This window comes from Candidatus Litorirhabdus singularis (genome assembly GCF_026262625.1).
Taxonomy (GTDB): Bacteria; Pseudomonadota; Gammaproteobacteria; order Pseudomonadales; family Halieaceae; genus Litorirhabdus; species Litorirhabdus singularis.
Window position 1 is genome coordinate 638603 of record NZ_SHNN01000001.1, and the last position, 15772, is coordinate 654374.

General features: G+C 55.6%; 14 protein-coding genes. 7 read left to right on the plus strand and 7 right to left on the minus strand.

The features are described from left to right. Nucleotides 1-63 precede the first annotated feature (63 nt). The gene (locus tag EYC98_RS02835) at nt 64-1833 is read left to right on the plus strand and encodes an ABC transporter transmembrane domain-containing protein (protein ID WP_279243792.1); all 1770 of its coding nucleotides are present in this window, start codon (nt 64-66) and stop codon (nt 1831-1833) included. A 39-nt stretch (nt 1834-1872) separates the two neighbouring features. On the opposite strand, the gene EYC98_RS02840 is transcribed toward EYC98_RS02835, so the two are convergent. Together EYC98_RS02840 and EYC98_RS02845 are read right to left on the minus strand one after the other, a co-directional pair. Then, entirely contained in the window at nt 1873-2880 is a 1008-nt protein-coding gene (locus EYC98_RS02840; RefSeq protein ID WP_279243793.1) for a phosphotriesterase family protein, read from the minus strand. Between the two features lie 96 nt (nt 2881-2976). Further along, a complete protein-coding gene (locus EYC98_RS02845; protein WP_279243794.1) occupies nt 2977-3966 on the minus strand; it encodes a hemerythrin domain-containing protein in 990 nt (329 codons plus the stop codon). 113 nt (nt 3967-4079) lie between these two features. Here EYC98_RS02845 and EYC98_RS02850 point away from each other — a divergent pair, with 113 nt between their 5' ends. Then, on the plus strand, nt 4080-6548 hold the full coding sequence (locus EYC98_RS02850; protein ID WP_279243795.1) for a penicillin acylase family protein: 2469 nt from the start codon (nt 4080-4082) through the stop codon (nt 6546-6548). A 337-nt stretch (nt 6549-6885) separates the two neighbouring features. Here EYC98_RS02850 and EYC98_RS02855 read toward each other — a convergent pair whose 3' ends face one another. The 5 genes from EYC98_RS02855 to EYC98_RS02875 all read right to left on the minus strand — a co-directional run bounded on the left by EYC98_RS02855 (nt 6886) and on the right by EYC98_RS02875 (nt 11142). Next, nucleotides 6886-8241: an NAD(P)(+) transhydrogenase (Re/Si-specific) subunit beta gene (locus EYC98_RS02855; RefSeq protein WP_279243796.1), complete on the minus strand. Its 1356-nt coding sequence runs from the start codon at nt 8239-8241 to the stop codon at nt 6886-6888. A 2-nt stretch (nt 8242-8243) separates the two neighbouring features. Continuing rightward, a complete protein-coding gene (locus EYC98_RS02860) occupies nt 8244-8531 on the minus strand; it encodes an NAD(P) transhydrogenase subunit alpha part 2 (RefSeq protein ID WP_279243797.1) in 288 nt (95 codons plus the stop codon). 1 nt (nt 8532) lies between these two features. Then, nucleotides 8533-9675 carry a Re/Si-specific NAD(P)(+) transhydrogenase subunit alpha gene (locus EYC98_RS02865; protein ID WP_279243798.1) on the minus strand — a complete coding sequence of 381 codons (1143 nt, stop codon included), beginning with the start codon at nt 9673-9675 and terminating at the stop codon, nt 8533-8535. 194 nt (nt 9676-9869) lie between these two features. After that, a complete protein-coding gene (locus EYC98_RS02870) occupies nt 9870-10523 on the minus strand; it encodes a ChrR family anti-sigma-E factor (RefSeq protein WP_279243799.1) in 654 nt (217 codons plus the stop codon). A gap of 4 nt (nt 10524-10527) precedes the next feature. Continuing rightward, nucleotides 10528-11142: a sigma-70 family RNA polymerase sigma factor gene (locus tag EYC98_RS02875; RefSeq protein ID WP_279243800.1), complete on the minus strand. Its 615-nt coding sequence runs from the start codon at nt 11140-11142 to the stop codon at nt 10528-10530. A 149-nt stretch (nt 11143-11291) separates the two neighbouring features. On the opposite strand from EYC98_RS02875, the gene EYC98_RS02880 reads away from it, so the two are divergent. Genes EYC98_RS02880 through EYC98_RS02900 form a run of 5 tightly spaced genes read left to right on the plus strand, consistent with a single transcriptional unit; the run spans nt 11292 to nt 15768 of the window. Continuing rightward, nucleotides 11292-12569 carry an NAD(P)/FAD-dependent oxidoreductase gene (locus EYC98_RS02880; protein WP_279243801.1) on the plus strand — a complete coding sequence of 426 codons (1278 nt, stop codon included), beginning with the start codon at nt 11292-11294 and terminating at the stop codon, nt 12567-12569. Continuing rightward, a complete protein-coding gene (locus EYC98_RS02885; RefSeq protein ID WP_279243802.1) occupies nt 12566-13309 on the plus strand; it encodes a DUF1365 domain-containing protein in 744 nt (247 codons plus the stop codon). Before EYC98_RS02880 ends, EYC98_RS02885 begins: the two co-directional genes overlap by 4 nt. A 45-nt stretch (nt 13310-13354) precedes the next feature. Next, nucleotides 13355-14614: a class I SAM-dependent methyltransferase gene (locus EYC98_RS02890; RefSeq protein ID WP_279243803.1), complete on the plus strand. Its 1260-nt coding sequence runs from the start codon at nt 13355-13357 to the stop codon at nt 14612-14614. A gap of 1 nt (nt 14615) precedes the next feature. Further along, nucleotides 14616-15137 carry a DUF2878 domain-containing protein gene (locus EYC98_RS02895; protein WP_279243804.1) on the plus strand — a complete coding sequence of 174 codons (522 nt, stop codon included), beginning with the start codon at nt 14616-14618 and terminating at the stop codon, nt 15135-15137. Next, nucleotides 15118-15768, plus strand: coding sequence for a hypothetical protein (locus EYC98_RS02900; protein ID WP_279243805.1), 651 nt, complete (start codon nt 15118-15120; stop codon nt 15766-15768). Before EYC98_RS02895 ends, EYC98_RS02900 begins: the two co-directional genes overlap by 20 nt. The last annotated feature ends 4 nt before the right edge of the window (nt 15769-15772 follow it).

Here is a 15772-nt window from a genome sequence, read left to right on the forward strand (position 1 = left end):
TCACTTCGCAACTTGTAAAGCTGGTAAGCTACCAAGCTAATCTTTAATAGCATCAGGACACCAATGACCGAGCCAGCCAAAGGCACGCGCAAGCTTTCAACCTTGTTGCAGTTAGTGCAATTCCTGAGCCCGTACAAAGGCACAATGATAGCCGCCGCCGTCGCCCTGATTTTCACTGCGGCTATTACTCTGTCAGTCGGTCAGGGTATTCGCATTATTATTGACGAAGGCTTCGCCAGCGGCTCACAGCAGCAACTAAACCGCGCGGTCGTAATATTACTGACGCTTAGTTTTTTGATGGCCATAGGCACCTTTATACGTTTCTATCTGGTGTCCTGGCTTGGCGAGCGGGTCAGTGCCGACATGCGCAGCGCGGTTTTTTCCAACATTATCAAGCTACATCCCAGCTTTTTCGAGGATAACCGCAGCGGCGAGATCATGTCGCGACTGACTACCGATACAACCTTGCTACAAACAATCATTGGCTCATCGCTATCCATGGCCCTGCGCAGCAGCCTGACCCTGGTGGGAGCGATGGTCATGCTGCTGGTAACTAATCTCAAGTTAACTGGCATGGTGCTGGCCTGCGTGCCGTTGGTGCTGATGCCGATCATTCTCTACGGCAGGCGCGTCAGAAACCTGTCCAATGCGAGCCAGGATTCCATCGCCCATGTCGGCAGCTATGCCGGAGAGATCATTCAAAATCTGAAAACAGTACAGAGCTATACCCGCGAAGACTTTGAAACCAAAGCCTTTGATGTCGAAGTAGAAAACGCTTTTTTGATCGCGCGACGCCGCATAAGGCAGCGCGCCGTACTGATGGCAGTTGTCATACTGCTGGTTTTCGGTGGCCTCTCGGCGATGTTCTGGGTGGGCGGCAACGATGTCATTAACGGCACCATGAGCGGCGGCGAGTTGGCTGCTTTTGTCTTCTACGCCATCATGGTCGCCACGGCAGTGGCTACCATTTCTGAAGTTTGGGGCGAGCTCATGCGAGCTGCAGGCGCCACCGACCGATTGCTGGATTTGCTGCATGAAGACAGCCTCATTGTTGAGCAACAAGATCAGATACTGCCGCTGCAGGGCGCTGCGCGACTGCACATTGCCGGGGTGTCATTCAGCTATCCCTCAAGGCCTGAGGAATTGGCCCTTAAGGATCTTGAACTGGATGTCGAAGAAGGCAAGAGCCTGGCCCTGGTCGGACCTTCTGGTGCGGGAAAATCCACGGTTTTCGAACTCTTGCAACGCTTCTACGATCCGCAACAGGGACGCATATTATTAGGCGGCCAGGATATTCGCGCGCTGCCCAGCCGCCAGTTACGCCAGAGTCTTGCGGTAGTACCGCAGGCACCAGCTATGTTCACAGCCGACGTCGCTTACAATATCGGCTACGGTAAACCCGATGCCACCGAGGCGGAAATCATCGCCGCTGCCAAAGCCGCTCATGCTGACGAATTTATCCGTCGTCTTCCCCAGGGCTATCAAAGCCACCTTGGCGAACAGGGCGTGCGCCTCTCTGGCGGGCAACGCCAACGCATCGCTATTGCCCGCGCCATTCTCAAAGATCCGAATATCCTGTTACTCGACGAGGCTACCAGCGCGCTGGATGCGGAAAGTGAATATCAGGTACAGCTGGCGCTGGAAGAATTGATGCATAACCGCACTACCATTATTATTGCTCATCGCCTGTCGACCATTCTCCACGCTGACCAAATAGCGGTCATGGAACATGGGCAGGTAGTAGCGCGCGGCACCCACCAAAGTCTGCTCGCTAGCTCAGACTTATATCAGCGCCTGGCCAGATTGCAGTTTCAGGACGAAGCGGTCGCCTGAATCAGGGCAACAGCCTCAACAAGGGCAATGACAAAGCGGCTAGGGCGCAACCGGCGCCGTGCCGGCGAAAAAGCGCCGCGGGTTATCAACCAGCATGGTATCAATCTGGCTTTGACTTACGCCCGCTGCGAGTAGCTGCGGAATAATATGATCATGAAAGTGGGTGGGATTAAAAATTGTCTCACCCATCCCGGCACTTACTGCCGCAGGAATGGGCTCGCCGCGCCAGCACCACACCGAATCATGAGATACCACGATTTGTTGCTGCCATTGCTTATTCAGTAGCGCTGCCAGCGACCTGACCCGCTCTGCATCCGGGTACACAACATCAATACCAAAGCGATCAAAGCCCAAATAAGAGCCCTTCTCCAGCAGATTCACGTGATAGTCATGGTCCGCCGTGCCGCAACTATGCCCGATAATAATCTTGTGCGCGGGCACCCCGGCGGCAACGAGCAGGCGTTGCTGCTCGTCACCCATGGTGCCGGAATCAGTGTGGGTTGTAATCGGCGCGCCGGTGGCATTACTGGCCAGTGCCGCGGCCTGCAAAATGTCTCGCTCATAGTCGGTTACTACGCCTTTACCGCTGGCCACCTTGATGATGCCAGCTTTGATATCCGTAGCCCCTATCCCCACGGTAAGCTCGTGAATAAACAGCTCCGCCATCGCGTCGACAACGGGGCCGAACTGGCCTCGAAAATGCCAGTAGGGCTTACCACCCTCCTCTTCTTTGTATAGCCCTGTCGCACAGATGATATTAAAACCGGTAGCGGCTGATAGCTCGGCGGAGAATTCAACATCCCGACCGAGATCATTCGGACAGGGATCGAGCATGGACTGCACACCACGGGACTGCATTTGCTGAATTCGGTCAGTTGCAACGGCGAGCATTTCTTCACGCCGCGGTCCGGGACGCAGGCTATCGGCCTCCCAGCCAGGATAGCCGATCATGACGTGCTCATGCATGAGCGTCACGCCCAGCTCATCAATGCCGATGGGGCCCGTTACGGTATTGAGCAAGCCCGAGCTTGTGTTTGCAGTGTTCATGATTGCTACCTTCTAACCGTGATAGCAGGCAGTGTAGCGGCGGGATAGGCTCAGGGCCAATCTGGGCCAAGCCCAGACTGGCCGCCTAACTCAGACCTAATGCAGGGTTTGATCCCCTTTGCGACCGGCGCCCTCGCGCCGTCCAAACTGTAAACGCTGGCGCATGCCGCGGTTGACCTCTACCAAATCATCCCCGGTATCACGCAGCAGCTGCCCGCAGTCCCGAAGAAAGCCAAAATAGTGCCCGGTGTTGGCCATCGCACAGCGCAGCGGCACCAGCACCAGACCACCCTGCTCACGCGCCTCCTCAACAATACTGATATTCTCGGCCAGGGCTTCCTCGAAGTGATCCCGAGCTGCGGCCTTACCGCTATCGAGCGCTATATTAATAACTTCCAGGCCCTCCAGCATCGCCTCCACGCCAATCCACTCACCAACAGCGACGTCCTCTGCGCCCTCGCGCAGCGCACGTCGAGCTGATCGCGCCAGTTTGCGGTACTCACGCGCAACCCGGGTGCCAAAGACCGGGTCTGCCACCGGCGCCAACAAATCCTCAGACTCCAGTTCGGCCCAGTCAGCATCACTTAACAGGCGCTCGATATGAGGAAAGATAATTTTCTCTTCTCCGCTCATATGCCGGTATAGCGCGGCTACATATTCATGCCCGTGCGCCACAATATCTTTCGCAGGCTTAGTACCGCTGCGCCAGTTCTGAATCGCCGCCAGCGTGTCGCTCCCGACTTTCGCCAGATAGTCATGGTCGCGCTCCAGGGTATCGACGCTGTCGGCCAAGCCGGGATCCAGTTGCGCCGCGCGCTGATAGACCATATCTTCCCGCGGATGATGGTATTGATCAGGAAACGAACTCATATACTGCATCAACTCATACAGCACATGCGCATCGACCGGTTCGTCATGTTCCAGCGCCGTCAATTGCTCAGTCAGCAACTTCATGAGGGTCGCCATATAACGATGTTCAGCATACAACGTTGCCAGCACCGGATGGCGATCGGGCTGGGCATCGCTGTCACTGGTGACAGCTTCCCAGGCTTCGCGGCTATATGCCGTGGACTGCGTACGGGCCATTAAAATCTCCTAGAAGTTCAACATATTGGAGCATGCACCCTAACCACTCCCAGCACATTGATCCAAAGCAACAAGCCCCCGTAAAATAAAGAAACCCTTCTGGAGAGTATATTATGCCGTTGTTGAAAATAGTCCCTTTTATTGCCCTGTGCGCCCTGCTCGGTGCGTGCTCGAATGGCAACAATGGGACCCCGAATTCTGCTCTGGCCTACAGCGCCGAGATTCGTCGCACCGATTACGGCATCCCGCATATCAAAGCAGATGACTGGGGCGGACTTGGCTACGGCTACGGCTATGCCTACGCCCAGGACAACTTCTGTATTACCATGCGCGAAATCGTTTTCAGCCGCAGCCGCTCCGCGGAGCTGTTGGGCGATAATGGCGGCAGCGCCGATTCCGACTTTTTGTTCCGCTACCTTTACGGCAGCAAGGAAGAATTCCAGGCGACTTTTTTTGATCCACTACCCGATTACGTCAAAGAGTTGACGGCCGGCATGGCTGCGGGCATGAACCGCTATCTCGCTGAGACCGGAGTGGAAAACCTGCCCGAGGGCGACCTGGGCTGCCGCGATGCCAGCTGGGTATCAGAGATCGATGCGGTTGACCTGCTAATGTACCAGGGGCGCGAGACCTTCCGGGGCAGCTCCAACCAGGGCACCTTGCGCCGCGCTATCCTCGACACCGCCGGGCCAGATGCGCAGGTAGTAGCGAGAAAAATCATGCCCTCAGCACAGCAACTAGCCGCAATAGGGCCATCACTACGCCAGTTTGCCGCCGAAATCAGCCCGGAAGTGCGTGGCAGCAACGGCATCGCCATGGGCCGCGATGTCACCCAGAACGGCTATGGCATGCTGCTGGGTAATCCACACCAGCCCTGGCAAAGAGCGGGCAGCTGGTACCAGGCGCACCTGACCATACCGGGGGTTTACGATGTGGCAGGCGCCAGCCTCACTGGTTATCCATTCATCGGCATCGGCTTCAACAAGGATGTCGCCTGGACGCATACGGTTTCTCCGGCTAATCGCTTCAGCCTTTACGAACTGACCCTGAATCCTGAAAATCCGCTACAGTATGACTATGACGGAGAGTGGCGCGATATCGTCCCGGAGGACGTAGAGATCCAGGCCATGCTGTCAGATGGCAGCCTTGAGACCCGCACCCACACTTTCTATACCTCGCAGTACGGGCCGATTGTTAACCTGAAAGGCGTCGATTCGCTGTTTGACGGCTGGCCGCTGTTCAACGGGACGAGCCTGATTGCCCTGCGCGACGCCAACCTGACCACCGGCCCAAGGGGTATTCCGCTGTGGATTACCAAAGGCCAGGCAACCAACCTCGACGAGTATATCGAGGCGCTGGGCATCATCGGCAACCCCGTGTTTCACGATCTCGCGGCAGACCGCAGCGGCGAGGCCTTTTATGGTGAGATATCCTCGATCCCCTTTATCACCCAGTCCCAGCTGGATGATTGTGTCGATGGCATTGGCGCCTTGCTGGCAGCAGCAACTTCCAACGTGATTGTGGGCCTGGATGGCTCGCGCTCCGAGTGTGAATGGGGCACCGACCCGGAGGCACCGGAGGGGTCCAATCTATATGGCGCCAGTTCACTACCGCAGCTGCGCACCACCAATTATGTGGCCAACAGCAATAACAGCTATTGGCTGAGTAATCCGGAAATGCCCATTACCGGCTTCCCGGTTATCATGGGGCCGGTGGGCCATGAGAACTTACAGCAGTTCTCCCGTACCCGTATCGGGCTCGTTATGATTCGCGAACGCATAGCCGGTACTGATGGTTTCAGCGCAGAACCCGGCTTTACGCTGGAGACACTGCAGCAGTTGATGTATTCCAACCGGGTGTATATCGCCGAGCTGGTGCTGGACGATGTACTGACTATCTGCGATTTGCTGGATCCACCCGCTGACGCCGACGAAACCCGGGCCGTGCAGGCCTGCGCTGTGCTGGCCAGCTGGGACCGCAAAGCCAACGTCGACAGTCGTGGCGTGCAGGTTTTTAATGAATTCTGGCGCGCTGTGCGCAGCGCCACCAAGGTTGGCTTTCAGGGCGTGGTGGACGACCAGGATTTCTGGGACGTCGACTTCACCCCGGCTGACGCGGTGAGCACACCGGCGGGTATCGATCTGACTCTGAGTACCAACCACGACCTGGTGATTGCGGCCCTGAGTCAGGCAGTGCAGCGCCTGGAAGATGCTAATGTCGCCCTGGATGCGCCCTGGGGTGAAGTCCAGGTCGCGGTCAAGAACAGCGAGCGCATAGCCATTCACGGTGGCTCCGGCGACATCGGAATCTACGGGGCAATTGGCGTCGGGCTCAGTGAGGGCGGGTACGTCAACCCCGGCGGCGGCAACTCGTATATCCAGACGGTTACCTTTGATGAGAGCGACTGTCCGATCGCTGATGTAATACTGGTGCCGTCAAACTCGACCGATCCCGAATCACCCCATTTCGCCGACCAAACCCGCCTGTATTCCAACAAAGAATGGGTACGCTTCCCCTTCTGCGAGCAGGAAATCGAAGCCGCACAGGTTGGTGAAACGCTGGAGATATCTGAGGCGAAGTAAGCCTGCAGTCAGGCTGCGGGACAGCCGGTATCGAACGCGCCTGCCGAGGGGCTTCGAGGTCGCATCCGGAGTGTGGAGCGTCAAGCCGCGCTTAAGCTGCCCCCGGCTGGCGGAGCTGTCCGGCCCACCCTGTCCGAGTCCCGGAGCGCTGGCGGGCCTTGCCCGCCAGCGCGCAGGTCGAGTTGTGCGCCGGCCGCCAGTCGGGGGCAGCTTGCGGCAGCTCCACACTCCGGATGCGACCTCGAAGCCCCGTCCCGCACGATTATCTCTTTATCACAGCCAAATCCCGGGTAAAAAAAAGCCGGCATACGCCGGCTTCTTCACTGTGCTCACCGGGCTAGCTGAACTCACGCACCAGACCACCAATAGACTCCTTGGCATCGCCAAACAGCATGCGGGTGTTGTCTTTGTAGAACAGGGGATTCTCGATACCGGCAAAACCTGACGCCATCGACCGCTTGAGGACAAACACCGTCCGTGCCTGGTCAACATTGATCACGGGCATACCGTAAATAGGGCTAGACTCGTTCTCCCGCGCAGCGGGGTTAACCACGTCATTAGCACCGATAACGATACACACATCAACCGATTCCATGCGCGGATTGATCTCGTCCATTTCCAGCAGCTGGTCATAGGGCACATCGGCCTCTGCCAGCAACACGTTCATGTGACCAGGCATACGACCGGCCACCGGGTGGATACCGTAGTTAACCTCAGCCCCGTTCTCTTCCAGCAGTTCCTGCAACTCCTTGACCACATGCTGAGCCTGAGCGACCGCCATGCCGTAACCCGGCACAATCACCACATTCGAGGCAGCCTCAAGTACGTAATAGGCGTCGTCGACACTAATCGGCTTGATCTCACCCTCAACCACAGAAGTCTCGGTACTCACCGAGCCGAAGCCTGAGAACAATACGTTGGACAGGGAGCGATTCATTGCCTTACACATAATCTGCGTCAGGATAATGCCACTGGCACCAACCAATGCGCCCGCTACAATCAAAATATTGTTGCTAACCGCAAAACCGGCCGCACAGGCAGCCAGTCCGGAGTAACTGTTCAGCAGCGAGATAACCACCGGCATATCGGCACCGCCGATCGGAATCACTGCCATCACGCCAAATACCAGCGCCAGGCCAATGACCAGATACAACCACTGCGGATTAGCAGGCTCCATACAGAACATCGTCGCCGCAGCAATAATTCCCAGCACAATCAAGCTGTTAACAACCTGTTGCCCCTTGAACATTACCGCCCCACTACCCAGCTTTTCACTCAGCTTGCCGTAGGCTATGAGACTACCGGTAAAGGTCAGGCCACCGATCAGGATCGACAACACAATGGTGACTAGTGTGAAAGTACCTGCGCCCGGGGATATCGCCGCCCAGCCCACCAGCAAACTGGCCATACCACCAGAGCCATTGAACAGCGCCACCATTTCTGGCATCGATGTCATTTCTACCAAACGCGCAGCTGCAGCGCCGATCACCGCACCAATGGCAAAGCCAATCAGTATCCACTGATATTCGACGATACCCTGGTCCAGCAATGCCGCAATGATGGCAACTAGCATAGCCACCGCGGACAGCATATTGCCACGTCGTGCAGTAGCGGGTGAACCCAGCTGCTTGAGCCCGAAAATAAACAGGGCGGCTGAGACTATGTAGGCGTATTGAATTGCACTATCCAACATGACTAGCTCCCCTTCTTCTTGAACATGGCCAGCATACGGTCAGTTACCATATAGCCACCCACTACGTTAATCGTCGCCAGAGCTACCGCTCCGGCACCCAGCCAGTTCGCCAAGTCCTGCTGGCCATTACCAGCAAGACCAATTGCACCAACCACGGTAATACCGGAAATCGCGTTAGCGCCAGACATCAGCGGCGTATGCAGGGTAGCGGGGACTTTATTGATCAATTCAAAGCCGAGGAAGATCGTCAGCACAAGAATAAAGGTCAGGAAAACTTCAGCAGGTATCATATCAGGCACCCCCCTCGATAATGTTCTTGATGGTTTCATGCACCAACTCACCGCCGTGGGTGATGATACAGCCGGGAAGGATGTCGCCCTCGAAATCTACCTTGAAAACGTTGCCTTCTGTGTCCCAGTTGTCTTCCACCAGGCTAAACAGATTGGAGGCATACATCTGGCTGGCATCGCGGCAAACCTCGTTCGCCAGGTTGCCCATGCCGACCACGGTGACGCCATTTATGTCGACGACCTCGTTAGCGACAGAGCCTTCGACATTGCCACCACTCTCGGCCGCCATATCGACAACCACTGAGCCTGGCGCCATGCCTTCAACCATATCGCGAGTCACAATCACCGGGGCCTTGCGGCCGAACACCTGAGCGGTGGTAATAACCACATCAGAATCAGCAATCGTAGCTTTTTGCGCTTCACGCTGAGTAGCAATCTGCTCGGGGGTCAATTCCTTGGCATAGCCATCTGCAGTCTGGCCGGTTTCACCCAGATCGATCTCCAGGAACTTCGCACCCAAAGACTGCACTTGCTCTGCTACTACCGCGCGCGTATCGAAGGCCGTCACTCTGGCCCCGAGTCGCTTAGCGGTAGCGATAGCCTGCAGCCCCGCTACACCGGCACCAATAATGAAGACCTTGGCGGGCTTCAACGTTCCGGCGGGCGTCATCATCATGGGAAAGATGCGCGGCAGATGTTGAGCTGCCAGCATCACCATGACGTAGCCCGCCAGGTTAGCCTGCGAGCTAAGCGCATCCATTTTTTGGCTGCGGGTAGAGCGCGGAATCATTTCCATGCTAATCGCAGTCACACCTTGAGCCTTGAGCGCATTGACCAACTCATGCTCGTTGAACGGGTCCAGAAAGCTAATGTGAACGCTGCCTGATTTCAGCTGAGACACTTCTGCCAACTCTGGCTTGCGAATACGCAAAACCACGTCCGCAGCACCGAGCAGCGCGGCGCGGTCATTGCTCACCTCTGCACCTGCCTCCACATATTCAGCATCGGTAAACCCGGAACCCAGGCCCATACCAGCTTCAAAAGCCACGGTGGCCCCAAGCCGACACAGCTTTTTAGCCACCTCAGGAATTATTGGCACCCGGTTCTCGCCCGGATGTGTTTCGCGCGGGATTGCTATACGCATGCTTCTACCTACCCGTTATCAATTCATTTGTTAGTATTTACTGAGCGGCCGCGGGCAGCCACTTAAATAACCGCGATACTGTATCACATGGTTATAGAAATGATTGCTATAGCGCCCATTCACGACGTGAATAGAGGGGCAAAAAAAACCACCCAATGGGTGGTTTAAAAACTATGGGTGCCGGGCAATTCAGATCAATGTGCCTGAAGGCTCAAAAACGGGTTTAAAGCACGGTAATTCCAGCCAGTAAATTTGATCGGAGCATCCAGCACGCCAATACAGATGCAGTCCTCGGACTTGGCTGCCGTTGGCGTGTGTTCATGTTCGGCATCGCGCATCAGAAAGTCACCGCGCTGATAGATACCTTCTTCGTCAGAAAAACTACCTTCCAGCACCAGCGTAAGTTCAGTGCCCTTGTGTGTATGCCGCGGAATCGTGCGGCCAGCCTTGATATGATAAAGCGCAAATTCGTTCTCAACGTCACCCGTGTGCAATCTGCTGATCTGCAGCCCGGAGTTGATACGATCCCACTCTAGATCCTTATATCCGCCTTTCATTAGGCGGCGCATCAGAGCAGGTGATTCGTCTGTCGCGGTGGTCTTGGCCTCATAAGTTAATGGTGCGGGCTCATCCAGGCGTGACATCACACTGTCGAGGAGACTTGCATCCACCTCACATGGGGCCAACCGCTCAAACAGCATACCGCCCATTTGTTGCAACTTGCGGGACTCGCGCTGACAGGTACTGCAATAATTAAGGTGCAGCGAGACGCAGGCAGACTGGGCCAAAGGCAAGCTACCGGCACTAAATTCATTGAGCATTCTGGAATCGGGGTGATAATTAATCATGACGCTATTTCTCTACCTGTATCTGTAATTTTTGCATGGCAAGCCTGACCCGTGATTTCACGGTTCCGAGCGGTATATCCAGCTCTTGAGCTACCTCTGAGTGTGACTTGCCTTCCATATAAACTTTGGCCAGTATTTGCGCCTGCTCGTGGGGCAGGGTCTTCAATAGTTCCTTCACCTGTAAAGCGTTGCGACGCTCCTGGACGGCGATAAAAGGCGCGTCACCGGTGTCTTCTTCCCAGATATCTTCCGCATTTAACGGCGTATCAAATTTTCGTAAGCGGCGGAACATATCCGTGCGGCTGTTTCGTGCAATCGTATATATCCAGGTACTGGCCGCCGCTTTTTGCGGGTTGTAAGCACTCGCCTTCTGCCAGACCTTGATCATGACCTCTTGCACCAGCTCCTCAGCGTTCGCTATCGACACTGCTGAGCCGTTCATGGAAAACGCCTTTACCAGAGGGGCAAAATGAGCAAACAGCCGCTCGAACGACGCCCGACACTGCGTCTGACCAATTTGCTGCAGGCAAATGCTCCACTCATCGTTACGACTGCCATTTTCGTCTACTTGTATCTGACCTTGCATCTTGCTGTCATCCTCAGGCGGTTCATCAGGCACGCTCAGCGCTCCCCTTTCCGTTATAGTGAATACGGCTCTACTTGGCCATCGGATCACCTGAATCGGGTCTCACCACCGAAACCCGAATGATCCGCTATCAGGCGGAGTCCGTAAACAGCATACTATAGAGACGATCAGGTACATCGACCATGAAAATTGCGATTATTGGCTCCGGTATTTCGGGACTGAGCTGCGCCTACTACCTGCACCGCCAACACGAGGTGCACGTCTTTGAGTCTGACCAGCGCATTGGCGGACACACAGCCACCGTTGACGTTGCGATGGGCGGGCGTCGATTCGCAGTCGACACCGGGTTCATCGTCTATAATGATTGGACCTATCCTAACTTTATCGCGCTCATGGACGAATTAGGGGTATCACGGAAACCCACTACAATGAGCTTTGGCGTCAGCGACTCTGCAACCGGCCTTGAATACGCTGGTTCCAGTCTCAACAGCCTGTTTGCGCAACGACGCAACCTGCTATCGCCTCGCTTCTGGAAAATGATCTGGGGTATTTTGCGCTTCAACAAAAAGGCCCAGCGCGACCTTGACTCGGGAGCCGCCAGCCAAGACCTCAGCCTGGGCGATTATCTGGTTAGAGAGGGTTATAGTGAAGGCTTTATCAACCATTATTTAATTCCAATGGGTTCTGCGATATGGTCAGCTGATACCCCGGTGATGTTCAACTTCCCCCTACAGTTTTTCATCCGATTTTTCCGCAACCACGGGCTGCTGCAAATATTCAATCGGCCCCAGTGGCGTGTCATTGAGGGCGGCTCCCGGGAATATCTGGCGCCACTGTGCCAGGGCTTTGAACACAATATCCACACCGACAGCGACATTACCGGCGTATGGCGCCACGAGAACCACGTTGAGATAGAGGTGAACGGAAAGCGAGAGCAATTCGAACACGTTGTTTTCGCCTGCCACAGCGACCAAGCTTTGGCGCTGCTGCGAGATCCCGCAGCAGCGGAAACCGATATCCTCGGCCAACTGCCCTACCAGGACAACGAGGTGATACTGCACACCGATGTGCGCCTGCTGCCGCAGGATCGTCGCTGCTGGTCAGCCTGGAACTATCAGCTCGGGCTCGATAGCCAGCGCGCCACCGTTACCTACAACATGAATATGCTGCAGGGGCTGGACGCACCAGAGACATTTTGCGTCACACTGAACAATACCGCAGCAATCAACCCCTATTTGATCCTCGGCCGCTTTAATTATGCACACCCGGTATTCACTTTGGAGGGTATGCAGGCTCAGGAACGCTGGGAAGAGATCAACCATGAGCGCACCTGGTTCTGCGGCGCTTACTGGCGTAATGGCTTCCACGAAGACGGCGTGTTTTCGGGTAAGCGAGTAGCCGACGCCTTGGCCAAACTCGGCGCGCAGCAACCACATGGCAGGCTGAGAAGCGCTGCATGAATAGCGCCATTTACGAGGGCTGGGTGCGCCACCGCCGAGTCAGCCCCCGTCAGCATGACTTCACCTACAAGGTGTTCATGCCCTACCTTCGCCTTGATGAGATGCCAGAGCTATTTCAAAAGACCCGGGCCTGGGGCACTGGGCGCTGGACGCCAGCGCAGTTTCGTCGCAGTGATTTTTTGGGCGACCCTAACCTACCGCTGGAACAGGAAGCGCGGCGGGTGGTGCGCGAGAGCACTGGCGAAGAGACGAAAGGGCCCATTTATCTGTTGGCCAATATGCGCTATTTCGGCTACTACATGAACCCGATCTGCTGTTACTACTGCTTCAAGGAGGACGGAGAAACTTTGGACTACGTCATAGCTGAAGTGAACAACACGCCCTGGGATCAGCGTCACAGCTACGTACTACCCGCCGGAAAAGGACGCTGGCTACGGCATAGTTTTGCCAAAGATTTCCACGTTTCACCGTTCCACCCCATGGACATGCAATACCAATGGCACAGCAATACGCCAGGCCGTAAACTGGTACTGCACATGGCCAATTCGCAACACGGAGAGACTGTGTTTGACGCCACATTGTCAATGAACCGGCATCCAGCGACAGCGGAGAACCTGAACCGGTTCCTGCGCTCCTACCCCCTGATGACGGCCAAGGTTGGCGCCGCTATATATTGGCAGGCGCTGCGGCTGTGGTGGAAAGGCGTGCCCTTCCACCCCCACCCACAGTCTCAAGTATGAACACGTTTATTATTACACCCATGCAGAACAGGAATTTTTGCACCCATGAATGACATCAGCGTAAGCAGGATCCGCCTACCGCAACTGCGCGGTAACTTGCTGGGCATCAACTTTGCCCGCCGCACCCTGCTCAATATTCTAGAACGACTGGCAATAGGCACCCTTACCATCTATGACGGTGAGGAAACCCTGCGCTTCGGCGATTTTGACCAGCCCGCACACATGCCTCACGCCCAGGTCAGGGTCAACAATCAGGAAGTGTATCGCCGAGTATTAATGGGCGGCTCCATGGGTTCTGGAGAGTCTTACATACTCGGGCATTGGAGTTCACCCGACCTGACCGAGGTCATTCGACTGTTCACCGCCAATATGTCTGTATTGGAAAACATGGATCAGCAGAAATCGCTGCCGACCCGGATCGCGCTGAAGCTGGCACACCTGCTCAAGAACAACACACTGACCGGGTCGCGTAAAAACATTGCCGCACACTATGATCTTGGCAATGACTTCTTTGAGCTATTCCTCGACCCCACCATGATGTACTCAGCCGCTGTCTTTCCAGACCCAGAGGCGACGCTAGAAGCAGCCTCGGAGCACAAGCTGGATTTGTTATGCCAACAGCTGGAGCTGCAGCCGGAAGATCACTTGCTGGAAATTGGCACTGGCTGGGGAGGCATGGCGGTGCATGCCGCTCGCCACTACGGCTGTAAGGTGACCACAACCACCATCTCCAGAGAGCAATACGAGTACTCCGTGCAGCGGGTACGGCGTGAAGGGCTGGAACAGCAAGTCACTGTGCTGTGCGAAGACTACCGTGACCTGACCGGTGAATTCGACAAACTGGTCTCCGTTGAAATGATTGAGGCGGTGGGCCACCAGTTTTATCAAAACTATTTCAGCAAATGCAGTTCGCTGCTCAAACCGCAAGGTTTGATGGTGATTCAAGCCATTACTATCGCGGACCAGCGCTATGAAGCTGCCAAACGCTCAGTGGACTTTATCCAGCGTTATATCTTCCCAGGCGGGTGCCTGCCTTCAGTGGCCGTCATTGGTCAGCACATCGCGCAGGACACGGACATGCAAGTCACTCACTTGCGAGACATCACCGAGCACTACGCAGATACTCTTGCGCAATGGCGTGAGAGCTTTTTTGCGCAGCTGGAGACGGTGAAGGCCCAAGGTTTCGATGACGAATTCGTACGGATGTGGGAGTTCTATCTGTGCTACTGCGAAGGCGGCTTCCGCGAGCGAGTGATCTCCACGGTGCAGCTCACTTTCGCCAAACCCCGCTATAGGGTCGGCTAGTATGGGCAAAGGTTTGCTCAATGGGATGATCTTTAACGTCAGCTGGTTAGTGTTGCTGTTGACGCACTCCAACGTAGTCGCGCCCTTGCTCGTCATCGCCCACCTGGCGTTACACCGCGTCCTTTTTTTGCAACAACAACGTGAATGGCTACTGATAGCACTGATAACTGCGGGAGGCCTGCTGCTGGATCAATTAATCTTCGCCGCCTCCATTCTGACAGTAGACGATACCCGGGGCTGGCCGCCACTCTGGCTAGGTTGCCTGTGGCCAATTTTTGCGACCACCCTCAATCACGTCTTCAAAGCCTTGCAGCAGCACCTGCTATTGGCATCTCTGCTCGGCGCTGTGGGAGGCACTGGCAGCTATATCGCCGGTGTCGGCATGACCAGCGTCAGCTTTGGCACGCCAATATGGAGCCCGCTGGCGATCGCTCTGATATGGGCCATCCTGATGCCCCTAATGTGTATCGCTGCCGGCCGCTTGATGGCCCCAGAGGGTTCAAATGATACCGCGATTGCCTGAAACTCTGTGGCTGGTGGCCATGTTTGTCATCACTGCGACGCAGCCAGCTTACGCAACAAAAGTTATTGGCGAGGCCAGAGACTTGAGCAGCGGAGAGTTGCTCTACAAAGAACTCCACCGCTGTGATGACGATGGTATCCTCTGTTCAATCGCCTACGTCAATGAAGGCGGGGACGTGATCGCCAAAAAAACCATGGACTACAGTCGTGGTGCTATCGCTCCAGTGCTGCAAGTCAACGACTATCGCTTTGATCGCGAGGTGGTGATAGACGCTGAGGCCGAAGCGGGTCTGGTGATCGACGCAGGATTCGACAATTTTATCCGTAACAACTGGCAAGTGCTCGAAAGCAGCCGCAAGATTCGCTTCAACTTCCTCATCCCAGGGCGCGATAGTCCGCTGAAAATGGAAGCACACCAAGCTGTGCCGGAAGATTGTGAGGCCAATACCTTGTGTCTGGTAGTCGCCCTCGACAATTGGCTACTCGCCGCAATTACAGATCCTATTCTCCTCACTTATTCACGCGACAATCGCCGCTTACTGCGCTATCGCGGCATCAGCAATCTCGCTAGCAATGATGGCAAATCGCAGGTGGTCGATATCCGCTACACCTACACGCCAGTCACAGAATAACGCG